General features: G+C 66.4%; 26 protein-coding genes. 16 read left to right on the top strand and 10 right to left on the bottom strand.

Annotated features, from left to right (window positions below):
* Positions 1-151: 151 nt before the first annotated feature.
* The 3 genes from ACMAUO_RS05645 (at position 152) to ACMAUO_RS05635 (ending at position 3,727) form a co-directional block, all read left to right on the top strand.
* Positions 152-1,204, top strand: a complete 1,053-nt coding sequence (locus ACMAUO_RS05645; RefSeq protein ID WP_420355958.1) for an alpha/beta hydrolase — start codon at positions 152-154, stop codon at positions 1,202-1,204.
* 388 nt (positions 1,205-1,592) lie between these two features.
* On the top strand, positions 1,593-2,699 hold the full coding sequence (gene dinB, locus ACMAUO_RS05640) for a DNA polymerase IV (RefSeq protein WP_420355957.1): 1,107 nt from the start codon (positions 1,593-1,595) through the stop codon (positions 2,697-2,699).
* 35 nt (positions 2,700-2,734) lie between these two features.
* Entirely contained in the window at positions 2,735-3,727 is a 993-nt protein-coding gene (locus tag ACMAUO_RS05635) for a 2-hydroxyacid dehydrogenase (RefSeq protein WP_420355956.1), read from the top strand.
* A 456-nt stretch (positions 3,728-4,183) separates the two neighbouring features.
* On the opposite strand, the gene ACMAUO_RS05630 is transcribed toward ACMAUO_RS05635, so the two are convergent.
* Together ACMAUO_RS05630 and ACMAUO_RS05625 are read right to left on the bottom strand one after the other, a co-directional pair.
* Positions 4,184-4,591, bottom strand: coding sequence for a hypothetical protein (locus tag ACMAUO_RS05630; protein WP_420355955.1), 408 nt, complete (start codon positions 4,589-4,591; stop codon positions 4,184-4,186).
* 248 nt (positions 4,592-4,839) lie between these two features.
* Complete coding sequence (locus ACMAUO_RS05625; protein WP_420355954.1) at positions 4,840-4,992, bottom strand: hypothetical protein; 153 nt, start codon at positions 4,990-4,992, stop codon at positions 4,840-4,842.
* A gap of 341 nt (positions 4,993-5,333) precedes the next feature.
* Here ACMAUO_RS05625 and ACMAUO_RS05620 point away from each other — a divergent pair, with 341 nt between their 5' ends.
* Positions 5,334-6,245 (top strand): lysophospholipid acyltransferase family protein, encoded by a 912-nt coding sequence (locus ACMAUO_RS05620; protein ID WP_420357216.1) that lies wholly within the window; start codon positions 5,334-5,336, stop codon positions 6,243-6,245.
* Between the two features lie 46 nt (positions 6,246-6,291).
* On the opposite strand, the gene ACMAUO_RS05615 is transcribed toward ACMAUO_RS05620, so the two are convergent.
* Positions 6,292-6,519: a hypothetical protein gene (locus tag ACMAUO_RS05615; protein ID WP_420355953.1), complete on the bottom strand. Its 228-nt coding sequence runs from the start codon at positions 6,517-6,519 to the stop codon at positions 6,292-6,294.
* 219 nt (positions 6,520-6,738) lie between these two features.
* On the opposite strand from ACMAUO_RS05615, the gene ACMAUO_RS05610 reads away from it, so the two are divergent.
* Both ACMAUO_RS05610 and ACMAUO_RS05605 read left to right on the top strand, forming a co-directional pair.
* Positions 6,739-6,972, top strand: coding sequence for a hypothetical protein (locus tag ACMAUO_RS05610; RefSeq protein ID WP_420355952.1), 234 nt, complete (start codon positions 6,739-6,741; stop codon positions 6,970-6,972).
* 101 nt (positions 6,973-7,073) lie between these two features.
* Positions 7,074-7,496 carry a CHRD domain-containing protein gene (locus tag ACMAUO_RS05605; RefSeq protein WP_420355951.1) on the top strand — a complete coding sequence of 141 codons (423 nt, stop codon included), beginning with the start codon at positions 7,074-7,076 and terminating at the stop codon, positions 7,494-7,496.
* Between the two features lie 19 nt (positions 7,497-7,515).
* Here ACMAUO_RS05605 and ACMAUO_RS05600 read toward each other — a convergent pair whose 3' ends face one another.
* The 4 genes from ACMAUO_RS05600 to cobT all read right to left on the bottom strand — a co-directional run bounded on the left by ACMAUO_RS05600 (position 7,516) and on the right by cobT (position 10,115).
* Positions 7,516-7,848, bottom strand: coding sequence for a DMT family transporter (locus ACMAUO_RS05600; protein WP_420357215.1), 333 nt, complete (start codon positions 7,846-7,848; stop codon positions 7,516-7,518).
* A 130-nt stretch (positions 7,849-7,978) separates the two neighbouring features.
* The gene (locus tag ACMAUO_RS05595; protein ID WP_420355950.1) at positions 7,979-8,128 is read right to left on the bottom strand and encodes a hypothetical protein; all 150 of its coding nucleotides are present in this window, start codon (positions 8,126-8,128) and stop codon (positions 7,979-7,981) included.
* 188 nt (positions 8,129-8,316) lie between these two features.
* Complete coding sequence (cobS, locus tag ACMAUO_RS05590) at positions 8,317-9,081, bottom strand: adenosylcobinamide-GDP ribazoletransferase (RefSeq protein ID WP_420355949.1); 765 nt, start codon at positions 9,079-9,081, stop codon at positions 8,317-8,319.
* Positions 9,078-10,115 (bottom strand): nicotinate-nucleotide--dimethylbenzimidazole phosphoribosyltransferase, encoded by a 1,038-nt coding sequence (gene cobT / locus ACMAUO_RS05585; protein ID WP_420355948.1) that lies wholly within the window; start codon positions 10,113-10,115, stop codon positions 9,078-9,080. Before cobT ends, cobS begins: the two co-directional genes overlap by 4 nt.
* On the opposite strand from cobT, the gene ACMAUO_RS05580 reads away from it, so the two are divergent.
* The 5 genes from ACMAUO_RS05580 to ACMAUO_RS05560 all read left to right on the top strand — a co-directional run bounded on the left by ACMAUO_RS05580 (position 10,104) and on the right by ACMAUO_RS05560 (position 16,201).
* A complete protein-coding gene (locus ACMAUO_RS05580; RefSeq protein WP_420355947.1) occupies positions 10,104-10,550 on the top strand; it encodes a bifunctional adenosylcobinamide kinase/adenosylcobinamide-phosphate guanylyltransferase in 447 nt (148 codons plus the stop codon). The two genes, cobT and ACMAUO_RS05580, sit on opposite strands and share 12 nt — an antisense overlap.
* A gap of 677 nt (positions 10,551-11,227) precedes the next feature.
* Positions 11,228-12,172, top strand: coding sequence for a hypothetical protein (locus tag ACMAUO_RS05575; protein ID WP_420355946.1), 945 nt, complete (start codon positions 11,228-11,230; stop codon positions 12,170-12,172).
* Between the two features lie 364 nt (positions 12,173-12,536).
* On the top strand, positions 12,537-13,985 hold the full coding sequence (fumC, locus tag ACMAUO_RS05570; protein ID WP_420355945.1) for a class II fumarate hydratase: 1,449 nt from the start codon (positions 12,537-12,539) through the stop codon (positions 13,983-13,985).
* A gap of 288 nt (positions 13,986-14,273) precedes the next feature.
* The gene (locus ACMAUO_RS05565) at positions 14,274-15,344 is read left to right on the top strand and encodes a quinone-dependent dihydroorotate dehydrogenase (RefSeq protein WP_420357214.1); all 1,071 of its coding nucleotides are present in this window, start codon (positions 14,274-14,276) and stop codon (positions 15,342-15,344) included.
* Positions 15,344-16,201, top strand: a complete 858-nt coding sequence (locus ACMAUO_RS05560; RefSeq protein WP_420357213.1) for a TIGR01459 family HAD-type hydrolase — start codon at positions 15,344-15,346, stop codon at positions 16,199-16,201. The genes ACMAUO_RS05565 and ACMAUO_RS05560 overlap by 1 nt, the downstream gene beginning before the upstream one ends.
* Before the next feature lie 162 nt (positions 16,202-16,363).
* Here the strand turns inward: ACMAUO_RS05560 and ACMAUO_RS05555 are convergent, their stop codons facing one another.
* On the bottom strand, positions 16,364-16,948 hold the full coding sequence (locus ACMAUO_RS05555; protein ID WP_420355944.1) for a YqgE/AlgH family protein: 585 nt from the start codon (positions 16,946-16,948) through the stop codon (positions 16,364-16,366).
* A gap of 116 nt (positions 16,949-17,064) precedes the next feature.
* Between ACMAUO_RS05555 and ACMAUO_RS05550 the strand changes: the two genes are divergently transcribed.
* From ACMAUO_RS05550 to ACMAUO_RS05540, 3 genes are all read left to right on the top strand, one after another.
* Positions 17,065-17,823, top strand: a complete 759-nt coding sequence (locus ACMAUO_RS05550) for an SDR family NAD(P)-dependent oxidoreductase (protein WP_420355943.1) — start codon at positions 17,065-17,067, stop codon at positions 17,821-17,823.
* Complete coding sequence (locus ACMAUO_RS05545) at positions 17,823-18,740, top strand: polyphosphate kinase 2 family protein (protein WP_420357212.1); 918 nt, start codon at positions 17,823-17,825, stop codon at positions 18,738-18,740. The genes ACMAUO_RS05550 and ACMAUO_RS05545 overlap by 1 nt, the downstream gene beginning before the upstream one ends.
* An 89-nt stretch (positions 18,741-18,829) precedes the next feature.
* Positions 18,830-19,252 carry a hypothetical protein gene (locus ACMAUO_RS05540; RefSeq protein ID WP_420357211.1) on the top strand — a complete coding sequence of 141 codons (423 nt, stop codon included), beginning with the start codon at positions 18,830-18,832 and terminating at the stop codon, positions 19,250-19,252.
* Positions 19,253-19,408: 156 nt separating this feature from the next.
* Here ACMAUO_RS05540 and clpA read toward each other — a convergent pair whose 3' ends face one another.
* Together clpA and clpS are read right to left on the bottom strand one after the other, a co-directional pair.
* On the bottom strand, positions 19,409-21,742 hold the full coding sequence (gene clpA / locus ACMAUO_RS05535; RefSeq protein WP_420355942.1) for an ATP-dependent Clp protease ATP-binding subunit ClpA: 2,334 nt from the start codon (positions 21,740-21,742) through the stop codon (positions 19,409-19,411).
* Between the two features lie 336 nt (positions 21,743-22,078).
* A complete protein-coding gene (gene clpS, locus ACMAUO_RS05530; protein WP_420357210.1) occupies positions 22,079-22,486 on the bottom strand; it encodes an ATP-dependent Clp protease adapter ClpS in 408 nt (135 codons plus the stop codon).
* A gap of 303 nt (positions 22,487-22,789) precedes the next feature.
* Here clpS and ACMAUO_RS05525 point away from each other — a divergent pair, with 303 nt between their 5' ends.
* Both ACMAUO_RS05525 and map read left to right on the top strand, forming a co-directional pair.
* Positions 22,790-23,938, top strand: coding sequence for a D-alanyl-D-alanine carboxypeptidase family protein (locus ACMAUO_RS05525; protein ID WP_420355941.1), 1,149 nt, complete (start codon positions 22,790-22,792; stop codon positions 23,936-23,938).
* 387 nt (positions 23,939-24,325) lie between these two features.
* Positions 24,326-25,135 carry a type I methionyl aminopeptidase gene (gene map / locus ACMAUO_RS05520; protein WP_420355940.1) on the top strand — a complete coding sequence of 270 codons (810 nt, stop codon included), beginning with the start codon at positions 24,326-24,328 and terminating at the stop codon, positions 25,133-25,135.
* The last annotated feature ends 75 nt before the right edge of the window (positions 25,136-25,210 follow it).

The following is a 25,210-nucleotide window of genomic DNA, read 5'->3' as shown; positions in this document are numbered from 1 at the left end:
CCTAGGCAGGTAACGATTCCGTATTGCCGTCGGAGAGTATGAGGGAAGGTGGAGAATGAGGCAATATTTACGCTTATAAAAACAACGCTCTATTTTCTCAAACACATTTCGGTATAGGACGCATGCGTGAGTTTGAGAATTGGACCCGGCGATGAGCGGACGACGGATCGCCCTGCTGGCGGGGATGCTGGGCTTGATGGTCGGGCTGACGGTCGGGCTGGGGCCGCGCGTGCGGCCGTGGAACGGGGTGCTCACGATGCCGGCCGTGCCCGCCGACCCCGCCGTGCTGGCGGCCTGGATCGCGGCTGGTGAAGCGGCGGCGGGGCCCCTGCGCCCCGGCACCGGGGCGCGGATCGTCTGGGCCGACCCGGCGCATCCCGCGCGCACCGCCTGCGCTGTCGTCTATCTGCATGGTTTTACCGCCAGCCAGGGCGAGGGCGCGCCGGTCCACGCCGATCTCGCCCATCTGTTCGGCTGCAATCTCTATCTGGCGCGCCTGCCGGGCCATGGCCTGCAAGCGCCGGACGCGATGCGTGGCCTGACGGCGGAGCAATTGGCGCATGGGGCGGCGCGGGCGCTGGCGATCGGCGGGGCGATCGGCGAGCGGGTGATCGTGATCGGCACCTCCACCGGCGGAGCCCTGGCGCTGGACCTCGCGGCACGCTTTCCGCGGGCGCTCGCCGGGCTGGTTCTGTGGTCGCCGCTGGTGCGCGAACGGGGGAACCAGCTGGACCCGCTGTTCTGGCCGTGGGGACTGCAGCTGATGTGGCTGGTGCATAATCACGGCCATGACGTGACGCACGCGCCCGCGCTGGGGCCGGTCTGGACCGGGGATGTGCATGTCGATGGCTATGTCGCGCTGGCCGAACTGACGCGCGGGCGCATGGTCGCGCCGGTGTTTCGCCAGGTCACGGTGCCGGTCTTCCTCGGCTATTACGACCGCGATCCGGCGCATACCGACCCGACGGTGGAGGTGCCGGCGATGTTGGGGATGTTCGGGCAACTGGGCACGCCGGCGGCCATGCGCCGGCAGGTGGATTTCCCGCGGGCCGACAGCCATGTGATCGCCTCCCCGCTGCGCTCGCGCACCCCCGGTGCCGTGTGCCGCGCCACGCGCGATTATCTGCATGACGTGCTGCGCCTGCCCTATGCCCCGGATGGCGATCCGGCGGTGTGCGATACGGTGCGGCCGCTCGCCGGCTAGAGCGGATCCTGATGCAATCCGTCGGCGCATGGGAGCATCTCTCCGCATGAATGGTCGCTAAAAGATTGATTTGTCTAAGGTTAAGAAACGGAAATCTGAACATTCCGGATTCCCGGCACTAGTCAGGGAGAAGGAGAGGCGGATAAAATACCGCAGGCACCGGGGCACGTGCGCCCCGGATGTTGCATCCAAGGAAGTGAGACCGATGGCTGAATGTCCGACGAAATGTAAGATCAAGTCCCCCTGCGTGAAGGGAATCCTGGCCGTGGGTCTGGTTGCGGCGCTGGCTTTCGTGGTCAAGAAAGTGTTTTGCAACAAGAACTGAGCCTGAAGATTCCGTCCCGGCCGCGTGCCGGGGCGGCGCCTTTCCGGCCCTGCGGGTAAAGTCGTGGCGCGGCGGGAAGAGGCGGAGCCCGTGATCCGGCGGATCATCCATGTCGACATGGATGCGTTCTATGCGTCGGTCGAGCAGCGGGACGATCCGGCCTTGCGGGGCCGGCCGGTCGCCGTCGGCGGCAGCCGGCAGCGGGGCGTGGTCGCCGCCGCCAGTTACGAGGCGCGGCACTACGGCGTACGTTCGGCCATGCCGTCGGTCACCGCGCGGCGCAAATGTCCCGAACTCGTCTTCGTGCCGCCGCGTTTTGATGTTTATCGGGCGGTCTCGGCCCAGATCCACGCCATTTTCGCCCGCTATACCCCGTTGATCCAGCCGCTTTCGCTCGATGAAGCCTATCTGGATGTGACGGTATCGCTGATCGCGCATCCCTCCGCCACCGCGATCGCCGAGGACATCCGGGCCGCGATCCGTGCGGAGACCGGGCTGACGGCTTCGGCCGGCGTGTCGTACAACAAGTTCCTCGCCAAGCTGGCGTCGGACTACCGCAAGCCCGACGGGCAGTATGTCATCACCCCGCGCATGGGCCCGCGCTTTGTCGAGACCTTGCCGGTCGAGCGGTTTCACGGCATCGGCCCCGCCACGGCGGCGCGCATGCACGCGCTGGGCATCCGCACCGGGCTGGATCTGCGGGGGTGGGACATGGAGCGCCTGGCGCGGCATTTCGGCCGTGCCGCCGCGTTTTATCATGGCATTGCGCGCGGGGTGGACGAGCGGCCGGTGGAGCCCGACCGCAAGCGCAAATCCATCGGCGCCGAACGCACGCTGGAGCAGGATATCCATCATTGGGAGCAGGCCCTGGCGGTGCTGGACGCACTGGTCGACCGGGTGTGGGAGGCTTGCGGCAAGCGCGGGCTGGGCGGGCGCACGGTCGCCGTGAAGGTCCGTTATGCCGATTTCCGCCATACCGGTCGGGCTCGTTCACTGGCCGCGCCGTTGGCATCCCGCGCCGCGTTGCGGGACGTCGCGGTGGGGCTGATGCGGCCGTTCTTTCCGCCCGAAATGGGGGTGCGGCTGCTGGGGGTGACGCTTTCGAACCTCGATGATGGGGAGACCGCCGCATCGGGCACGCAGTTCGCCCTCGCGCTGGATGTACCCTGACGCCGGCGGCGGGGCGCTTGCCGGGAATGGGAGAAATGGCCCATAAATCACGGGTTTCCGGCGCCGATATCGTGGCCGGGCACATCGCGGGATGGCATGAAATGGCGTTGCTTGTCAGAACTTCACGCGACCGGGCGGCGGCCTGGCGCACGGCGCTGCATCAGGCGGCTCCCGATCTCGATGTCCGGGTATGGCCCGAATGCGGCGACCCGGCGGAGATCACCGCGCTGCTGACCTGGAAAGCGCCGCCCGATCTCGCGCAGCGCTTTCCGAATCTGCGGGTCGTCTTCTCGGAAGGCGCGGGGGTGGACCAGTTTCTCTCGCTGGACCTGCCCTATACCGTCAGCCTGGTGCGGATCGTCGATCCGGCGCTGACCGGGATGATGGTGGAGTATGGTACCTGGGCCACGCTGGCCCTGCATCGGCAGATCCCGGCCTATCAGCGGGGGCAGGCCGCCCATGAATGGAAGGGCCTCCCCTATATGCTGGCCCGCGACCGGCGGGTGGGCGTGCTGGGGCTCGGCGTGCTGGGGCGTGCCCTGCTGGAGCGCCTGCGGACGTTCGGCTTCGATTGCGCCGGCTGGAGCCGGGGGGCGCATGCGCTCGACGGCGTGACGTGCTTTGCCGGGGCCGAAGGGCTTCAGCCGTTCCTCGCCCGGACCGACATCCTGATCTGCCTGCTGCCGCTGACCGACGAGACGCGCGGTATCCTCTCGGCAGCCCGTTTCAACGCCATGCCGCGCGGGGCGGCGCTGGTCAATTGCGGGCGCGGTGGCCATCTGGTGGAGCAGGACCTGCTTGATGCCCTGGCATCCGGCCAGTTGTCCCATGCGATCCTGGATGTCACGACGCCGGAGCCGCTGCCGGTGGATCATCCGTTCTGGGACCATCCCGGCATCACCATCACGCCGCACGTGGCCAGCGACACGACGCCGGCCAGCGCCGCCGCGCAGGTGATCGAGAACCTGAAACTGCTGCAACGGGGCGACGCACCGGTTGGGCTAGTCAACCGCCACCGCGGCTACTGACCGACCCTGCCTGTAAATGCGGGCTGGCGGCGATCCGACGCGCGTCCGCTGTGCTCCGGTGCTCACGGCCATCAAGGCCGCTCCGCTCCGGTGCTCGCGGACACACGACGGGCGTGCCGCTGCGCGGCACTCTCGCTCACCAGCCCACATTTCCAGGCAGGGTCTGCGGCCGGGGCTGAAAATGCGGGCTGGCGGCGATCCGACGCGCGGAAACACACGACGGGCGTGCCGCTGTGCGGCACTCTCGCTCACCAACCCACATTTCCAGGCAGCGTCTGCGGCCGGGGCTGAAAATGCGGAAATGCGGTCTGGCGGCGATCCGACGCGCGGAAACACACGACGGGCGTGCCGCTGTGCGATGCTCTCGCTCACCAGCCCGCATTTCCAGGCAGGGTCTGCGGCCGGGGCTGACAATGCTGAAATGCGGGCTGCACCAGCCTCATTCCAAACGGCGTGTTAGCGGCGGACAGGGTCTTCGCCGTGGCAGCCGGTATGGCCGAAGCGGTTGAAACGCTGCCGGGTGCTGTACCGTCGTACGGCGAGGGGTAGCTCGGTCGCCAGGGCCGTCAGGGCCTCGTCGTCGCTCCAGGCCGTCTCGCGGGTAAGCACGGCCAGCATTTCGGCGGGGAGCAGGAGGCGGACCGTCATCTGATCGATCGGCATCGGCGTGTCGGTCATGCTCCACGCCCGCACCACGTCGTACAGGCCGATATCGGCGGCCCGGTGCAGCAGGGTATCGTAGCCATTGCGCGGCTCGCCGCTGGCAAGGAGTTCCTCCAGGCAGGCCGTCCATTCCGGTGACCTGGCTGACAGGGGGGATTCGGCCTCTGGCTCGGGGCCGGCGCCTGAATGTGCTGTCGTCATGGACAATCTCCCTTGTTCCCATCTTTCCATCCGGGACGGGTTGACCGCCGGCTTCGCGAAATGACGGTGAGCGGGAGGGAGGCGGTGACCCTGCCCCTTACATGGGAATCGACGAGGACCCCGCGCAGGGGGCCGGAGATCACGAACATGGGATGTCCGGCATGCGACGGGCGCAGAGCGCGCCGTGTCCGCGGGCCCGCGCTCTTGCTCGCCCCCTGGCTGTGGAGATTGTCCTGCCTGATTGCCTGTCAATGCGAAGTCGCGTGGCCGGAGGAGGGCGGGTCGCTGGCCGGGAAGCTGTCCTTCAGTTCCTCGTCCAGGTTGGCTTCGTCCTGCTCGGTCGTGTGGTCCGGCTTCTTGTCGTCCGGTTTTGGCGGCGTCGGTTTCGTGTCGTTCGACATGATGACCCTCCGTTATTCGGTGTGTGCCCCTATTGGCGCATGCACCGGAACCCCAACGTGGGATCGCCGGGGTTGTTCGCCAACCTGTCGGCCATGTGATGACGGGCGCGGCGAGCGGCCTTCATTGACATGGCGGCCGTTTGGTGATGCATGACCGCTGTCAGGCGGCCCCCAGGCGGGGCTTTTGATGCAGCCTCCCAACCGGGTTATGATCGGTTCATGAAGTTCGTTCCCTGCCGTAGCCGGTATTGCCTTGTTCTCCACCGGGCCGTTGGTCCATGAGCGCGCGCCGGCCTGGGCCGACCCGGGGCTCGGCCCGACCCGATCTGTCCTCCGCAGACATGGAAAGCCCGCCCGTTCCATCGGGTAGCCGCCTGTCGGCGCGCCTGCGGGCGGCCGTGCGCCTGTTCGCCATCACCTGCTGGGTGCCTTCGTCGGTGTCGTTCGAGGCCCTGCTGCTGCTGGTGCCGGGCACGGCGAAGATCCGCTGGACCCGCGTGATCTGGGGCGTGCTGTGCCGGCTGCTGTCGATGAAGATCCGCGTGATCGGCACCAGGGCCGGCACCGTGGGCGGCGCCCGGGCGCGGGCGCGCGGCGAACGGCCGGTGATCTATGTGTCCAACCATTGTTCGTGGCTGGATGTGCCGGTGCTGGGCACGGTGCTGCCGTCGGTGTTCGTGGCCAAGGGCGATATCGGCGCCTGGCCGATCATGGGCACCGTCTCGCGCATCGGGCGGACGATCTTCGTCAGCCGCCAGCGCAGCACCACCGGCCGCGAGCGGGACGAAATGGTCAGCCGCCTGATCGAGGGCGACAATCTGGTCCTGTTCCCCGAAGGCACGTCATCGGACGGCATGCGCGTGCTGCCCTTCATGTCGGCCTTTTTCGCGATCGCCAAGATGCCGCCCATGCGCAAGGGGGCCGAGGCCGACCCGCCGATGCTGACCTATGCGCCCGGCATGGCGCCGCTGATCCAGCCGGTTTCGCTGGTCTATGACCAGTTGGACGGGCTGAATGTCAATCGCCATCGCCGGCCGGTCTTTTCCTGGTATGGCGACATGGACCTGGCGCCGCATGTCTGGCAGCTTCTGCAATGGCGTTCGATGCGCGCCAGCGTGATCCTGCATCCGCCGCTCGATCCCGACGCCTTTCCCAGCCGCAAGGCGCTGGCCCAGGCAGCGTGGAAGGCCGTGGCCGAAGGGGCGGCGCAGTTGCGCCGCAATGCCGAGGACGCGGGCCCGAAGGCTTCGTAAAAAGCCTGTTCCGTCGAAACGGAACGGGCCGGGCGTCGAAACCCCATCAGCGGCGCGCGTGGCGCTGCGCGCGCGGGTGGTCCGGCCATTCCATCAGCACATTTTCCACGGCCTGCGGATCGGTGCGGTCGGCCTCGGCGAACAGTTCGTCGGCGCGGGCCTGATCGCCTTCTTCCTCGGCCTTCAGCGCGGCTTCGGCCAGGCGGCGCGCCTGTTCGTGCTTTCCGGCATCGGCGTCGGCCGGGCGGTCGTCATTGTCGGCGAAGCGGGACATGGCTGCGATTTCCTCAGATTGCCAGACCTATGATGTGTGGTGGCGGCGGGAGGCTGTCCAGTCCTCCGGTGGATGGAAAGGGCGGCCGCATGGCGGCGCAACCTTGGGCCGCCTTCGGGCGTTGGCGCGGTATTCAGTCCGCGTCTTATTAAGTTAACGGGAATATCTGTTCGCCTGCGTATAGAAGTGCGGGGGAGCCGGATTCGGACCGGACGGAGAGTGACCGCTGCTGAAAAAAAGCCCACCTCTTGCCATGATTCGAGCACAGGTGGCGGTCATTACAGACACGATCGGATTGGTTTTCATCAGGAGGGCATAATGGTCTATCTGGGAATGATGAGCCTGGCGTCGGGTCTGCTCATTGCCTGTGGCATTCAGCTCGCGCGATTTGTCGATACGCGGATCGATCCGGAACTTTCGGCCCTGAACCGGTCGGCCGGTCTGGATATCTGACTGTCGGCATGATGGTGTCGGCATGATGCCTGCGGGCGCGGCGCGGCCGCGTCCCATCGGGTTCGTGTTCTGTCTTGCCTGTTTCAACGGAGATCCGGATCATGCGTCGTTCCCTGCTGTTCGCCGGCCTGCTGATGGCTGCCCCGGTCGCGGCCATTGTTCCGGCCGAGGCGCGTACCGTCCAGGTGACCGGCGAATTCGTCCCGGTGGCCGGTGCGAACGAGCATCCGACGGGAACCGTGACGGGCAGATTGAACGAAAAACGGAATCTGCTGACCTATCGCATCGTATGGCGCGGGTTGAGCGGCGCCGTCATGGCCGCCCATTTTCATGGTCCGGCCGATGCGGACCATGATGCCGGGGTGCTGGCACCGATCAAGGGGCCCTATACCAGCCCGTTAAGCGGCGCGGTGATCCTGACGTCCGAGCAGGTTACGATGCTTCGCGCTGGCCATATTTACGTCAATCTGCATACCGCCGCCCGCCCGGATGGCGAGGCACGGGCCCAGTTGCAGGTTCACTGACCCCGATCCGCTCCGCCGGTCAGTGCCCGGTGGTGCGGGAGAACAGATTGATGACGGCGACGCCCAGCACGATCAGCGCCATGCCGGCCACGGCCGGGGCATCGAGGCGCTGTTTCAGCCAGATCCAGTTGATGGTGGAAACCAGCACGATGCCCGCGCCCGACCAGATGGCGTAGGCAATGCCTGTCGGCATCGCGCGCAGGGTCAGCGACAGGAAGAAGAAAGCGAGCCCATAGCCGCCGACGGTCAGCAGCGTCGGCCCCGGCCGGGTGAACTGGTCTGTATATTTCAGGAACGATGTGGCGAAGACCTCGGCGACGATGGCCATGGCGAGATAGAGATAGGCCGTCACGTCCTGCATGATCCTCGATCGGGGTTCCGGCGGATTCCGGTCCGGCGGATCATGCCTGAACCGGAACCCGCTTGAGAAGCCGCGCCGAGACTCTTCCCGCCCAAAGACCGTTATCGGCTATCGATGGGCTTCAGGGGCCGATGATCGTCGGCGACACCAGGATGCTGGCGATGATCGCGGCGACCAGCACGGCCACGACGATGACCCCGCCGATGATCTGCCGACCTCTGTTCATTACCCTGTCGTCGCCGGGGATTCCGGCCAGGCGTTTGTTGTCCATGACCTGTGTTCCTTCCACCCAGATTGCCGGCGTGCGGATCGCATGCGCCTGGGAACCTGCTGGGAAATACAGGCCGGATTGCGACCGGCCCGTATCGGGATTCAGGCTCCTGACAGACATCTGGTGCGGCCGTGGCGTCGCGCAAGCCGGGGCGGCGGTAATCATGCGTATGTGATGGGTGCGCCCGGTCAGCCCGGCGGCACGGCGACGCTCAGCAGGCTCAGGACGCAGCATTCGACGCTGATGGCGGTGGCGCCGAGAACGTCACCCGTCAGGCCGCCGATCTGTTGCCGTGCCAGGCGGCCCAGCAGGAAGGTGGCGACAACTGCGACGAAACAGGACTGAAGCGCGATACCGGCCGGCAGCACCAGCAGCGCGGCGAAGAAAGGTGCCAGCAGGCAGGCCGTCAGCGCGGGGCGAGGGATGCGAAGCAGCGTGGCGGCCAGCCCATCCTGCCGGGCCGGTGTCATGGTTGCGGACAGGGCGGCCATCGCGGCCCGGCCCAGCCCGCCGGCAACGGCCATGGCGACGGCGGGGTGCGGGGCCGCCGCCGCGGCGGTCACGCGGACCAGCAGTGCCATGCCGAGCGCCATGGCACCGTAGCTGCCGATCCGGCTGTCGCGCATGATCGCCAGCTTGCGCGCCGGATCGCGGCCGCCGCCGAACCCGTCGGCGGTATCGGCCAGCCCGTCCTCATGCAATCCGCCGGTCAGCACGAGCAGAAGCGCGACCGCCCAGGCGGCGGCCAGATGACGCTCCAGCCCCATGGATGCCAGCCTGTCCAGAACCTGGCCGCCGGCCGCACCGAGGCACAGGCCCACCAGCGGCCAGGTCCAGACCGAGCGGCCCAGATCCATCCCGGCCCCGCCGGACGAGAGCCAGCCCACGGGGAACCGCGTCAGCAGCCCGATGCCGGCGGCCAGATCGGCGCGGCGTCGGTCCCACCAGTTCATGTCCGCCCGCTGACGCCCGCCTCGGCGAAGCTGGCCATGCCGGTATGGCACGCCAGCGCCGCCCGCAGCAGCGGCACGGCGAGCGCGGCGCCGGAGCCTTCGCCCAGCCGCAGGCCCAGATCCAGCAGTGGGTCCAGGCCCATATATCGGGCCAGCGCGTGATGCGCGGCCTCGGCCGAGCGGTGCGAAAGGCAGGTGTGGGCCAGCCCGGTGGCGTGCAGCCGCCCTAGCGGCGCGGCGGCGGCGCTGCATACGAAACCATCGAGCAGAACCGGAATGCGCTGATGCCGCGCCGCCAGCACCGCGCCCAGGATGGCCGCCATCTCGTAGCCGCCCAGGGCCCGCGCCGCCATCAGCGGATCGTTCCGGCAGGCGGCATGACGGGCCAGGGCGAGATCGACGACCGCCGCCTTGTGCGCCACGCCTTCCGCATCCAGGCCCGCGCCGCGTCCGGCCCAGTCGCGCCCGGTGCCGCCGAACAGGGCCGCCGCCAGTGCGGCCGCAGACGTGGTGTTGCCGATTCCCATCTCGCCCAGGCACAGCAGGTCGGTCTGCGTGCCGACCATTGCGTAGCCGGTCGTGACGGCGTGCAGGAAGGCCGCCGTGGTCATGGCGGCGGCGGTCGTGCAATCGTCGGTCGGTGCCAGATCCGCCATCGGCATGACGGTCAGGCTGGCATCCGCAAGGCGGGCGAGCTGGTTGATCGCGGCTCCGCCGGCGGAGAAATTGCCGACCATCTGGGCGGTCACGCTGGCCGGCCACGGCGAAACGCCCTGCCGAACGACCCCGTGATTACCGGCGAAGATCACGATCCGCACATGCTCCAGAACCGGCACCGCGCGCCCTTGCCATGTGCCCAGCCAGGCGGTGAGTTCCTCCAGGCGGCCGAGGCTGCCGGCCGGCTTCGTCAATGTGGCTTCGCGCGTGGCGATGGCCCGCCGGGTCGCGTCGTCGGGAGGCGGGAGGTCGACGCACGCGGCGTGCAGGTCGGCCATGCTTGAAAAAGTCGTGGTGGCGTGGGGATGGACTTGCATGACGAGTCTTGTGTGGCGTTATGCGTCCGGGCGCAAGAGATCAGGAGACGGGCAGGGGAGTATCGTTGGCAACAGGGGCACTGTGCGACCGCACGCTGGTGTTGGAGAACGTGCGATCGGGAACAGCCGGCATGCCCGGCCTCCTGGATCTCTATCGCCACCGCCCGCGCATGGGATGCGGAAAAGCAAGCGCGGATCGCCCGGCATCGCGATGATCGGGCCGCCGGCAGGCAGGCCGTGGAAGGACCCCTCGACCTCATCCCCACGCCGGAGGTCGGCGGCCCGGTGATGGCGCCGGTGGATTGGCTGTCCGAGTGGTTGACCAATCTTGCGCTGGTGGAACGCGATATCGCATCCGGCACCGGATGGCTCAACCAGATCATGGCCGGCATGGCCGGCATGGCGGGTCGGCTTCATGGCCGTCGATGCCGGTGAAGGCCGGATGATCGTGAAATGCGGCGATCGTGGCTTGAGATGCGCGGGGCGGATTGGTCTGCCGTCCTGTATCTGACGAGCGCATGGCTGGGCGTGTGCGGATGCATGCCATTCGGGGAACAGGGCGCCGTTGCCGGGCTCCGAGATCCCGCGATGATACTCCTGCCTGTTGGTTCGAAGACTTTCGAAATCAGGCGGGCCTGCCGATTCCCCGGGCGCGGGGCAACCGGGCGGAAGCCGCCGGAAAATCGGCTGACGGTACGGCCGATTTCCCGCCTCCGCCGCTCCCGGCCAGTGCGACGCGGGATTCCGGTCGCTCTTCCCCCGCGTCGCGGCATGGCGGATGGGTAGTCGTGAGGGGGATGGCGAAAGAAACGTGATTTTTTGTATCAATTGGAAAATTCCATAAATAATAAAGAACAATGATAATTTATCCGGAACCGTGTTGTGATCCGGCATGACAGCGTTCGCGGGTGTGCAAGAAAAAATGAGGCATGGTTCATGCTTTGACTTGACAGCAGCGGCTGCAACGCCGAGATGATGCCAAAGAAGAAAGATATTTTTACCCGACACCCAGGCGAGCCATCGGTGATGGCGGGGAATGAAAACGGTCTTTCAGGATTCCGGTTTCCGATCATGTCGCCATGGCGCACGGTCCCCGGACGGATTGTCGGTTGTTGAGACAACGAAAGGTTGCACCAGTAATGAGTGATGAGACGAAAGCCACCCGGCGCCGGGCGTCCCGCAAGGATGTCGAGACCGTGGTGACGGCGCCGGCGGCGCCCGAGGCGACGCCTGTGAAGCGTGGACGCGGGAAGGCCAAGGCCGCCGCCTCCAAGATCGAAACGGCGCCTGTCGCGCCGGCCCCCGTCGCGGCCAAGGTCGAGGAAAAGCCGGCGCGCCGCACGCGCGTTGCCAAGGCGGCCAAGGTGGCGGCCGAGCCGGTCGTGGCTCCCGTCGCGCCTGCGCCCGCGCGCCGCCGTGGCACGCCGCGCACGACGCTGAAGGTTGGCCCCGTTGCGGAAGAAGCGGTGACATCGCCCCGCAAGCCCGCCAAGAAGGCGGCTGCCAAGACCACCGCCACGCGCAAGGCCGCGGTCGTGGCGGCGCCGGTGGCGCCGGCCAAGGCGCCCACCCGTCGGAAGGCCGCCCCTGTGGTCGCCGCGCCGGTCGAGGCTCCGAAGCGGGGTGCGAAGGCCCGTGCCGTTGCGGTCGTGGAGACGAAGCCGGCTTCGGTAAAAGCCCGTAAAACCCCGACGAAGTCGGTCAAGGCGGCACCGGCGCCGGAGGTGAAGGCCCCGGTTGTGAAGGCCAAGGCTTCCGCTGGCCGCAAGGCCGCGCCGAAGGAAGTGGCCAAGCCGACGCCGAAGGTCGCGGTGAAGGCGGCGGCGAAGCCTGCCGCGAAGACTGTTGCGAAGGCCGCGAAAGTTCCGGCCAAGGGTGCCAAGGCGCCCGCGCCGGCCAAGAAGGTGGTTGCCGCCAAGGCCGCGCCGACGCCGCAGCGTGGAACCGGCCGCCGCATGGCGAAAGGCGATCGCACGGCGGTCGATGCGTGGCGTGAAGCGCGCGAGGCGCGCAAGCAGGTGCGTCTGGCGCGTCTGGCAGCGGCGCGCGGCCACTAATCACCGCCCGGCGCCTCGCGCCGCAGGTGAAAGCGCTTCGTTCGGAAAGGGGGCGACACGTCATGGACGTGTCGCCCCTTTTTCTTTGGGGCTTGTTTCAAAGGGTGTCGCGAAAGATGCCTGGCGCGGGAAGCCTGACAGTGATTGTCCGCATTGCGTCATGCGCGCTTTCCGGTACGGGGCGTTGCGCTGTTTGGACAGCGTGGGGGGCTGGCATGTCCGTGGCGGGGGTCTCGCGATTCATGCCGAATTGGTGATGGGGATTCGGTGGACGGTGGGCCGGCCGGGGTGGCACCGTGCCGCGGGCGGCTGGCCGGATCTGCCGGTCGCGGCGACGTAATCTGACGTGACGGAGGATGACGACATGTCCGAATACCGATTGCATGCCGATTTGCCGATCGGCCTGAATGCGCAGGGCGAGCGGCAGGAGCATGACGCGATGGGCGCGCTGCCCGTGCCGGCCGATCGTTACTGGGGTGCGCAGACCCAGCGCAGCCTGATCCATTTTTCGATTGGCACCGACCGGATGCCGCTGGAACTCTGCCGGGCGTACGGCGTCGTGAAGAAAGCGGCGGCGCTGGTCAACCAGGCGGCCGGGCGCCTGCCCGACTGGAAGGCCGCCGCCATCATGCAGGCAGCGGACGAAGTCGCCGACGGGAAATTGGACGCACATTTCCCTTTGTTCGTCTGGCAGACCGGATCGGGCACGCAGACCAACATGAACGTCAACGAGGTTATCGCCAATCGCGCGATTCAGTTGCTGGGTGGCGAGGTCGGTAGCCAGAAACCGATCCATCCCAACGACGACGTCAATATGGGGCAGTCCAGCAACGACACGTTTCCCACCGCCATGCATGTGGCGACGGTGCGCGGGATCGACGCGCGCCTGCTGCCGGAACTGGATGCGCTGGCCGGGCTGATCGAAACCCGATCGCGCGAATGGCAGGATGTCGTGAAAATCGGCCGCACCCATCTGCAGGATGCGGTGCCGCTGACGGTCGGTCAGGAATGGTCGGGCTGGGGGCACCAGATTCGCGATGCCATGCGCACCGTGGAAGCCGCGCGCGCGGGCGTGCTGGAACTGGCGGCCGGCGGCACGGCGGTGGGAACCGGGCTGAATGCGCCGGCGGGTTTCGGGAAGGCGATCGCGGCGCGGCTGGCGGAACTGACCGGTGCGGCGTTCGTGACGGCGCCCAATAAATTCGCTGCTCTCGCCGGGCTGGATGCGATGGTGCGCGTGTCGTCCGCCATTCGCGGATGCGCGGTGGTGCTGATGAAAATCGCCAACGATATGCGCTGGCTGGGCTCCGGTCCGCGCTGCGGGCTGGGGGAACTGTCGCTGCCGGCGAACGAGCCCGGATCGTCGATCATGCCGGGCAAGGTCAACCCGACCCAGTGCGAAGCCATGGTCATGATCTGCACCCAGATCCTGGGCAATGATGCCACCGTTGCCTTCGCAGGGAGCCAGGGGCAGTTCGAACTCAACGTGATGCGACCGGTCGTGATCGCGAACGTGCTGCATTCGCTGCGGATACTGGCCGATGGCTGCCGGTCGTTCCGGACCTTCTCGGTCGAGGGCACGCAACTGAATCTCGAGCGGATTCGCCGTTATGTCGAGGGATCGGTGATGCTGGTGACGGCGCTGGCGCCCACCATCGGCTATGACCGTGCCTCGGCGATCGCCCATGACGCGATGGAGCATGACCTGTCGCTGCGCGAGGCTGCTTTGCGATCCGGGCTGGTGAATGCGGAAACCTTCGATCGTCTGGTGCGGCCGATTGATATGGTAGGCCAAGGCGTAGCCGGCGCCTGAGAGCCTTCGTGCAAAGGCGGTCTGGCGGCGATCCGACGCGCGTTTCCTGCGCGCCGGTGCTCACGGCCATCAAGGCCGCTCCGCTTCGGTGCTCGGAAACACACGACGGGCGTGCCGCTGCGCGGCACTCTCGCTCACCAGGCCACATTTTCACGAAGGCTCTTCGCGGCTCACGGGGCATGGACGGTTCCGCTTTGGTTCTGACAATTTCATTGTCATGCTCCGGGAGGGTTTTTCCTGCGAGGCCCTTTCAACGCCTCGGGATGTACGGCAGAAAATTGGGTCATGATGAATATCGTGTCGAATCTGTCGATGAAGCTGGTGCGGCGGCTGGACCCGGAGGAGGCGCATCGCCTCGCCCTGAATGCTCTCATGCTCGGTCTGGGGGGCGGCAGCGGTTCGGGCCGTGACGATCCGGCCCTGTCAGTGCGGGCGATGGGGCTGCGCTTTCCCAATCCGATCGGCATCGCCGCGGGTTTCGACAAGAACGCCCAGGTAATCCGGCCGCTGGCGCGGGTCGGGTTCGGCTTTGTCGAAGCCGGCACGGTGACGCCGCTGCCGCAGGAAGGCAATCCGCGTCCGCGCCTGTTCCGGCTGACGGAAGACCGGGCGATCATCAACCGGATGGGCTTCAACAATCAGGGCATCGACCGGTTCGCGGTGCGCATGGCGCGGCTGCATCGCCTGCCGGCCAAGGGCACGGGGGCCGGCGCGCGGGTACCCGTGGGCGCCAATCTGGGCATCAACAAGAACGGTGCCGACCCCGAGCGCGACTATCCCCGCCTGGTCGGGCGGGTGAAGCATTATGCGGACTATATTGTACTGAATCTGTCATCGCCCAACACGCCCGGCCTGCGCGACCTGCAACAGGCCGACCGGTTGCAGGCCATCCTTCAGGCGATCGCCGAGGCCCACCCCGATCGGCCTCCGCTGCTGGTCAAGCTGGCGCCCGATCTGGCCCGCGACGATATCGGGCCGGTGATCGAGGCCGTGATTGCCGGCGGCGCGCAGGGCGTGACCGTGACCAATACGACGATCTCGCGGCCCGACGGGTTGCGCAGCCCGTATGCCACTGAAGCCGGCGGCCTGTCGGGCCGCCCACTGCGCCCCCTGGCCGAGACGGTACTGCGCGAGGTGGCGCAGGTTGCCGCCGGCCGGCTGACCCTCGTGGCCTGTGGCGGGATCGAAACCGGGGCCGATATCGTGGACCGGGTGCGTGCCGGGGCGGATCTGGTGCAGCTTTACAGCGCCTTCGCCTATGAAGGGCCGGGGATCGTGCAGCGCCTGAAGCACGAGACCGTCCGCGCCCTCAACGCCGAAGGGTTCGAGACGCTGGCCGACGCGAAGGGAACCGCATGATGCGTTTCCTTGATGGGTTCGCACCGCTGGCCGAACAGTATGACGGCTTTATCGTCGATCTCTGGGGCGTGATCCATGACGGCGTCAGCCCCTATCCGGGGGCGCGGGATACACTGGCGGCCCTGCGCGCGGCGGGAAAGCGGGTCGTTCTGCTCTCCAACGCGCCGCGTCGGGTCTCGGTCGTGTGCGACGGGCTGCGCGCCATGGGCGTGACGGATGATCTGTATGACGGCGTGATGACCAGCGGCGAATATACGCGCGGATTGCTGGCCGAGCGCACCGACCCCTGGTTCGCCGGGCTCGGCCGCCGGATGCTGCATCTGGGGGCGCCGAAGGATTATAATCTGTTCGAAGGACTGGATCTGGAACGGGTCGAAGACCCTGCCGAGGCCGATTTCATCCTGAATACCGGGCCGAACCAGCAGCAGGGCGAAGGCGATCCCGCGCCCTATCTGCCGGTGCTGGATGCCTGTGCCGCGCGCGGGCTGAAAATGGTGTGCGCCAACCCGGATCTGGAAGTGATCCGGGGCGGCCGGCGGCTGATCTGTGCCGGCCTGCTGGCCAGCCTGTACGAGCAGAAAGGCTGCGCCGTCCGCTGGATCGGCAAGCCGCATCCGGAAGTCTACGGCCCGGTCCTGCGTATGCTTGACGTGCCGCGCGCGCGCGTGCTGGCCGTGGGCGACGCGCTGGCCACCGACATGCGCGGGGCCAAGGCGGTTGGGGTCGATGGCTGCTGGGTGCTGGGCGGCATCCATCAGGAAATGATCGGCGACGACACGGCCCTCGCCGAAGCGCAAGCGTCCTCGGCCGGTCTGGCCCCGGTAGCCTGCGTGCCGTCCTTCCGCTGGACAGCCTGAGAAACGCCTGAGCTTTGCCCGAACCCAGCAGAGCTGGGGGCGCCGCCTCTTGCTCTGCGTTCCGTCGCCTTATTGTCCCAGAGTCCATCTTGCGGAGCCTGATCGGGCGGGCTGGTGAGCGAGAGTACCCCGCGCCGGATCGTCACCAGCGCGCCTGTCCGATCAGGCTCGGCCGGCTTGGGGGGTTAGGTGGATGGGATCCATATTGATGGTCGCCAGGGCCTGGCGCCATTTGGCCCCGTGGTCCAGGCCGAACAGGATCTCGTCGCTGGGCGGGGCGGGGAGCCAGGCGTTGCGGCGGATGATCTCGTCTTCCAGTTGATCGTCGTTCCAGCTTGCGTGGCCCAGCGCCAGCAGGGCGTTGCGGGGGCCGGCGCCGTCGGCGATGTCGCGCAGCACGTCCAGGCTGGCGGTCAGTGTCCTGCCGTCATCGACCGACAGGCTGCTGTCGCCGCGCCAGTCCGAGGAATGCAGCACGAAGCCCCGGCCGCCATCCACCGGGCCGCCGGCGCAGAGCCCGATCCGCCGGCGCGGCGGCACCGGGTCGATGCCAAGCCGTTCCAGCACGTCATCGAGGCCCGGTTGCGACAAGCGGCGATTGACGATCAGCCCCATCGCGCCTTCTCCGGGCACATGGGCACAGAGAAAGATCACGGTACGGGCGAAAGGACTGTCCGCCAGGGCCGGGGAGGCGACAAGCAGGGAGCCCGTGAGGGAGTCGGCCGAGGTCTGGGATAGCGGAAACATTCTTTTTACATAGACCAAGAACCGCTGGGCATTGCAACCGGGGCGGCCCGATTTGCGACGACACGGGCATTGGCGCTTAACTATTCACGGCAAAAATGGCGAAGGAGCATCCAGCGATGACGAAGATTGTTTTGGTGACGGGGGCGACGGCGGGTTTCGGCAAGGCGATCGCGGAACGGCTGGTGGGCGACGGCTATCGGGTGATCGCCACGGGGCGCCGCCGCGACCGGCTGGAGGCGCTGGCCAGATCGCTCGGGCCGGCGCTGCTGCCGCTGGTGCTGGACATGGATGACACCGCCGCCCTGCGCGCGCTGCCGGCCAGCCTGCCCGCGGAATGGCAGGAGGTGGATATCCTGATCAACAATGCCGGCCTGGCGCTGGGCGTGGGCAAGGCGCAGGATAGCGCGGTGGCCGACTGGCGGCAGATGATCGAGACCAATATCGCCGGTCTGGTCGAAATCACCCATGCGCTGCTGCCGGGCATGGTGGCGCGCGATCGCGGCCATATCGTCTCGATCGGCAGCACCGCCGGTACCTACCCGTATCTGGGCGGCAACGTCTATGGCGGCACCAAGGCGTTCGTGGCGCAGTTCATGCGCAATCTGCGCTGCGACCTGCTGGGCACGAAGATACGGGCGACGAATCTGGAGCCGGGCCTGTGTGGCGGCAGCGAATTCAGCAATGTACGCCTGCGTGACGATGCCAAGGCGGCCGCCGTGTACCAGGATACGCACCCGATCCAGCCCGAGGACATCGCCGAGACCGTGGCCTGGGTGCTGGGCCTGCCCGCGCACGTCAACATCAACCGCATCGAGATGATGCCGACCTGCCAGGCGGCCGGCGGCCTGGCCGTGGCCCGGGGGCTGGAGGTCTGATCGTGGGGGAGAACGCGATCGACCTCAAGACGCTGCTACATCGCAGCCGGATTACGGACGGCACGAATTTCGACCTCGCGCAGCACCCTACCCGCATCGCCCGGATCGCGGATATCGACAAGGCGGCGGGCAAGCATCTGCTGCGCCAGGGGGTAAGGCGCCTCTCGGCATTGCAGGAACTGCTCTACGCCAACAGCACATGGTCGCTGCTGCTGGTGTTCCAGGCGATGGATGCCGGCGGCAAGGACGGGATGATCAAGCATGTGATGTCCGGGGTGAATCCCCAGGGCGTGACGGTGACCTCGTTCAAGCAGCCGGGACCGGTCGAACTGGCGCATGATTATCTGTGGCGCGTGCATCTGGCCGCGCCGTCCAGCGGACGGATCGGGATCTTCAATCGCAGCCATTACGAGGAGGTTCTCGTCACGCGGGTTCATCCCGAACTGCTGGTGAAGCAGAAGATCCCGGCCAGCCTGCGCGATGGCGCGATCTGGGAAGAGCGCTATCGCGATATCAGGCATTTCGAACATTACCTGTCGCGGCAGGGCACGGTGGTGCTGAAATTCTTCCTGAACCTGTCGAAGGAAGAGCAGCGGAAACGCTTTCTCCGCCGGATCGACCAGGACGAAAAGCACTGGAAATTCTCGATCGCCGACGCGCGGGAGCGCGAGCATTGGGACGCCTACCGGACGGCCTATCGCGAGGCGATCCACAATACCGCCCAGCCCAGCGCCCCATGGTTCGTGATTCCCGCCGATCGGAAATGGATGGCACGGCTGCTGGTGATGGAAACGATCATAGAGGCGCTGGAGGGGCTGAAGCTGAGCGTGCCGGACCCGGCGCCCGACATCGTCCGCGACATGGCGGCGGTGCGTCAGGAACTCGAAGCGCAGGCACCCAAGGCGAAGCACGGATGATGATGGAACAGAGAGAATCGTCGCGCATGCCGCGACATGGCAGGCACGGCAGGCGGGCATGGGCGCTCGTCGCGGGCCTGATGCTCGCCATGACCATGCCAGCCGCCGCGCGTCCGGCCCATGCGCAGGAGGCGATCGGGCCGGCCTGCGACAACCGGCATTTCCTCGCTGTGCAGCAGGCGTTCGAAGGCGGGTCGTTGCGTGGCGACCAGCCGGTGCATGTCTGCGGCCGGGTGATCGCGGTATCGCGCCAGCGCCGGACGCGCAGCGGCTGGCATGGGTATTTCTATGTCGATGTCGGGCAGGGTGTGTCGATCCGCATCGTATCGGACCTGGACCGGATGGCGGCACCGGCTTGGCCGTGGGTGGCCAAGGGCGACGCGGTCGATGTCGTGGGCCGGTATTATTACGACAATCCGCGCAGCCAGGGCATCGACTGGACCCATCGCGGCACGGGCCGGAAGTGGGGCATGCCGGGATATGTCAGTGTGAACGGGGCGCGGTATCAGTAATCTTTGCGGGTCGCGTTTTTGTGGGGCTCTGCCCCACGCCCCGCCAAAGGCAGCGCCTTTGGAAACCAGTCGTTGAACGAAAACTCTGGTTGATAAAACAAGGGCCGCACGGCATTTGCCGCGCGGCCCTTTTCTAATCTACAGCCGGAGCGACGATCAGTTCGCGGTTTCGGATTCCCGCTCGCTGCCTTCGTCGCCTTCGGTGGCCGTCTCGGCATTGGCTTCGATATATTCGAAGTCCAGAGCGCCATCCTTGAGCGTGATCTTGACCGCGCCGCCCTTCACCAGCCGGCCGAACAGCAATTCCTCGGCCAGCGGCTTCTTGATGTTCTCCTGGATCACCCGGCCCAGCGGGCGGGCGCCATAGAGGCGGTCGTAACCGCGTTCGGCCAGCCATTCCTTGGCCGCCGACGAGATTTCGATCGTGACGTTGCGATCGGCAAGTTGGGCTTCGAGCTGGAAGACGAACTTCTCGACCACCCGGCCCACGATCTCGGGCGTGAGGTTGGCAAAGGGGATGATCGCATCCAGGCGGTTGCGGAATTCCGGGGTGAAGATGCGCTTGATCGCTTCCTCATCTTCGCCCTCCCGCGAATCGCGGCCGAACCCGATGGCTTCCTTGTTCAGATCGGCGGCCCCCGCATTGGTCGTCATGATCAGGACGACATTGCGGAAATCGACGGTCTTGCCGTTATGGTCGGTCAGGCGGCCATGGTCCATGACCTGGAGCAGGACGTTATACAGGTCCGGATGCGCCTTCTCGATTTCGTCCAGCAGCAGCACGGCGTGCGGATGCTGGTCGATCGCGTCGGTCAGCAGGCCGCCCTGGTCGAAGCCGACATAGCCCGGCGGCGCGCCGATCAGGCGCGAGATCGAATGACGCTCCATATATTCGGACATGTCGAAGCGGACTAGTTCGATCCCCAGCGTCTGGGCAAGCTGCTTCGCCACCTCGGTCTTGCCCACACCGGTCGGGCCCGAGAACAGATAGTTGCCGATCGGCTTCTCCGGGTCGCGCAGGCCGGCGCGCGACAGCTTGATCGCGGCCGTCAGGGCTTCGATCGCCTTGTCCTGGCCATAGACCATGCCCTTCAGGTCGCGCTCCAGGGTCCGCAGCGTCTCCTTGTCGTCCGACGAGACGCTCTTGGGCGGAATGCGGGCGATCTTCGCCACGATGTCCTCGACATCCTTCAGGGTCACGGTCTTGCGGCGCCGGTTTTCCGGCACCAGCATGCGCGAGGCCCCGACCTCGTCGATCACATCGATCGCCTTGTCCGGCAGCTTGCGGTCATGGATGTATTTCGCCGCCAGTTCCACCGCGCCGCGAATGGCTTCCTCGGTGTAGCGCACCTTGTGGTGACGCTCGTAATTGACCTTCAGGCCCCGCAGGATCTTGACCGCATCCTCGACCGAGGGCTCGGCGACGTCGATCTTCTGGAAGCGGCGGACCAGCGCGCGATCCTTCTCGAAATGCTGGCGATACTCCTTGTAGGTGGTCGAGCCGATGCAGCGCAGCGTGCCGGCGGCGAGCGCGGGCTTCAGCAGGTTGGAGGCGTCCATGGCCCCGCCCGAGGTCGCGCCGGCGCCGATCACGGTATGGATCTCGTCGATGAAGAGGATGCTGCCCGGATTATTGTCCAGTTCGGTGACGACCGCCTTCAGCCGCTCCTCGAAATCGCCGCGATAGCGGGTGCCGGCCAGAAGCGCGCCCATATCCAGCGAATAGATCGTGGATTTGAGCAGCACTTCGGGCACGTCGCCTTCGACGATGCGCTTGGCCAGGCCTTCGGCGATGGCCGTCTTGCCCACGCCTGGATCGCCCACATAGAGCGGGTTGTTCTTGGTGCGGCGGCACAGGATCTGGATCGTGCGCTCGATTTCCGAATCGCGGCCGATCAGCGGGTCGACCTTGCCGTCCTCGGCCTTGCGGTTGAGGTTGGTGCAGTAGGCGCTGAGCGCGTCCTGATTCTTCTGGCTGCTCTTGCCGCGTTCCTCGCGCTCGGTCTCCGGGTTCTCCTGCGCGCTGCCGGTGATGGGGCGGCGCGTCGAACGGTCCGGCGCCTTGGCGATGCCGTGCGAGATGAAATTGACCGCATCCAGCCGCGTCATGTCCTGCAATTGCAGGAAATAGACGGCATGGCTTTCGCGTTCGGCGAACAGGGCGACCAGGACGTTCGACCCGGTGACCTCGTCGCGGCCGGTGGACTGCACATGGATGGCCGCGCGCTGGATCACGCGCTGGAAAGCAGCCGTGGGCTTGGGATCGACCGTGCGGTCGGACGCCAGGCCGGCCAGATCCTTGTCGAGGAATTCGGTCAGGTCGGAGCGCAGCTTATCGAGATCGACGCCGCAGGCGCGAAAGACCGTCACCGCGTCGCTGTCATCGACGAGGGCCAGCAGTAGATGTTCCAGGGTCGCATATTCATGGCGCCGGTCGCCCGCTAGGGTCAGGGCACGGTGAAGCGTCTGTTCGAGAGTGCGTGACAACATCCGTGACGCTCCTTTTCCTGGGCCGGACACGAACCCGACGGGTCGGGGTCGGTCGAACAGGATCATATTTGGTGTGTTTTGGACGGAAAGCCAGTGGAAAGAACGATAAAGTTCTGACAGCGCCGTGCGGGCGGCACATGGCACGGGAATGACGCGCATCGCGTGCCCATGCGCGCGCCCGCGCAGGCGGCATGGCAGCGGGAAGCAACGCGGGTGGCACCGCGGGGTTCCGGTTCGGGCGGACCGATCCAGCTTGTTTGATATAATGTTTAAAAACAATAAACTGGAGAGGGGTATGCGGAAATGGCTTGCCCCGTCTTCAGCTTCGGGGCCGGCCTAGTCTTTCTCGATCGTGCATTGCAGCGGGTGCTGGTTCTGCCGCGCGAGGTCCATCACCTGCGTCACTTTCGTCTCGGCGACTTCGTACGTGAAGACACCGCAGACGCCGACGCCGCGCTTGTGGACATGCAGCATGATGTCCGTCGCTTCCTCGCGCGATTTCTGGAAGAATCGTTCAAGGACATGAACGACGAACTCCATCGGCGTGTAATCGTCGTTGAGCATCAGGACCTTGTACATCGCGGGCTTGCGCGTCTGCGGGCGGGTCCTGACGACGACGCCGATCGTCGGGGAATCGGGGTTGTCCGGATCGGAATCCTGTCCGTTGCCGTCGCGTCGGGTCGGGTTGTTGCCGCCATGCGCCCACACCGAACCCGCCACGCCTGTGACGCGCGGGCCGATCATGGGACGGACAGGGAAAAATGCTGCTGTCATGGTCATACCATATTGGATCGGCATCGTGGGTTGAAAGAGCGAAGCGGGGGAATTTTAAGCATGGCTGGGCCCGCTTTTGATGATCAAATCAACCGGAAGCGGCGCATGGCTGCCCGGTTCCGCCCGCAGCCGGGAAAGCGTCAGGCTGAAAAGACTGTATTTTCTTCCCCTTATCGCGGTTTTCTCTGGACGGGCTCAGAAAAAAGGCCATAGAGTTGCCGGATGACGCGGATCCTGTGACTGAGGGGACAGGCGGTGGCCGACGGAGCATGGATGGACGAGAAACGGGGATGGCTCGCCCACCTGTGTCGCGCTGTGGTGTCCCTGGCTTCCGACGCCGGGTGCCGACAGGCCGGTCGCGGGCGCACCCTGCGGCTGACCGTCGGCCTGGCAGCCGGATATCTGGCCACGACCGTGATCGCGGCGCCCCGTGCCCACGCCCAGTATGTCGGCCAGATCAGTTCCATCGTCATGGATGCCCGCACGGGCGCCGTGCTCTCGCAGAGCAACCCCGACCTTCAGCGCTATCCCGCCAGCCTTACCAAGCTGATGACGCTCTACATGGCTTTCAAGGCCATGCGGGCCGGGCAGGTCACGCTCGATCAGGCGGTGCCGGTTTCGGCCCATTCCGCCTCCATGGAGCCGTCGAAGCTGGGGCTGGTGCCAGGCAGCTACCTGACGGTGGAGCAGGCGGTGCTGGGGCTGGTGACCAAATCGGCGAATGACGCCGCCTGTGCGCTGGGCGAATTGCTGGGTGGGGGAGACGAGGGCCGGTTTGCCGATCTCATGACCCGCCAGGCGCGGGCGCTGGGCATGGCCAACACGACTTTCCGCAATGCGTCCGGCCTGCCGAACGAGGAACAGATGACCTCGGCCCGCGACCTGGCGCTGCTGACCCGGCAGATCATCACCGAATTCCCGGAATATTATCATTATTTCGCGGTGCCGGCCTTCTATTTCCACGGTCGGCAGGTGCCCAATCATGACCCGATGCTGCGGATCTATCCGGGTGCCGACGGGTTGAAGACCGGCTATACGGCCCTGGCCGGGCGTAATCTGGTCACATCGGCGGTCCGCGAGAATGTCCGGCTGATCGGCGTGGTGCTGGGCGCGCGGACCAATCCGCAGCGCAGTGCCCTGATGGCCGGCATTCTCGATGACGGTTTCCGCCAGGAGGGCGTGGCCGATGTGCGCCGGCCGCTGGTGCTGGCGCGTGGCAACCGCCGCCGGGCCGCGGTCATGCTGGCCGCCGCGACGCGCGGCAGCGCCGGGCCGGAACAGGTGGCGGAACTGCCCAGTTCGCCCCGGCATCATGTCGCAGCCCGCCATGGCCACGCCCATGCGCCTGTGCATATGGTCGCGGCGGGTCACACCGGCAGTCATCACGCCGCTGCCCGCAAGCGCGGGCGCAGTCATGGCTGAGGGCGTGTTTGGAAACGCGCGACGGATCGCCGCCAGCGTGGATTTCCAAACAGGCTCTGCCGACCTGATCGGATAGGCGCGCTGGGGGCCGACCCTCCGTGCGTTTTCTCTGTTTCATGGCCCCAGGCATCAAGGCTGCTCCGCTTCCAGGTTTGAAAATATGGGGCGGCCGGGGGTGGTGCCTGTTCGGTCGACAGTTCCAGTCAGGCTCTCGGGCGTGGGGCTGGCGGGTGCGTCGCCCTTGCCTTGCGGCGTCGTCCCGCGCATTTATCCCCTGAGAGCCTGACCTGAAACGCGCATCGGATGGTTGCCGGCGCGCATGTCCGGTCCGGCCTTCGGCGTTGAGGGTGCCGTTCTGCGGCAGATGAACAAGCGAGGGGCATCGTTATGGACGGTGATACGGACGCGCGGCGCGTGATCCTGCATACGCAAGAAGATTTTGCCGGCATGCGTGCGGCAGGGCAGTTGGCGGCGCGTACGCTGGACATGATCGTGCCGCATGTTCGCGCGGGCGTGACGACCGGGGAACTGGACCGGGTGATTCATGAGTTCATGATCGCCAATGGCGCCACGCCGGCGACGCTCGGCTATCGCGGTTATCCGAAATCGAGCTGCATTTCGCTCAATCATGTGGTGTGCCACGGCATTCCGGGCGACCGGCAGTTGCAGGATGGCGATATCCTGAACATCGACGTGACCGTGATCCTCGACGGCTGGTTCGGCGATACCAGCCGCATGTACACGGTCGGCGCGATCCCGCGCAAAGCGGAGAAACTGATCGAGGCGACGTATGAGGCGCTGATGCTCGGCATCGCGCAGGTGCGCCCGGGCAATACGCTGGGTGACATCGGCCACGCGATCCAGGAATTTGCCGAATCGCAGCGTTTTTCGGTGGTGCGCGATTTCTGCGGCCACGGCATCGGCCGCACCTTCCATGCCGCGCCGAACGTGCTGCATTACGGCCGCCCCGGTCAGGGGCTGGTGCTGCGTCCGGGCATGTTCTTCACCATCGAACCGATGCTCAATGGCGGCCGGCCGGATGTGAAGGTGCTCGATGACGGCTGGACGGCGGTGACCCGCGACCGCTCGCTTTCGGCCCAGTTCGAACACATGCTGGGCGTCACCGAAGACGGATGCGAGGTGTTCACGCTTTCGCCCGCCGGCCTGAACCACCCGCCTTATACAGTGTCGGCCTGAGGCGCGTGTCCGCCGGCCGGCTGCTCCTGACGGAAATTCCCTTGTCGTTGAAAGGTTCGTAATGCGCTTCTCCCT

It is taken from the genome of Gluconacetobacter brunescens (assembly GCF_048695475.1).
Classification (GTDB): Bacteria; Pseudomonadota; Alphaproteobacteria; order Acetobacterales; family Acetobacteraceae; genus Gluconacetobacter.
This window is presented reverse-complemented; position numbering and strand designations above follow the sequence as displayed.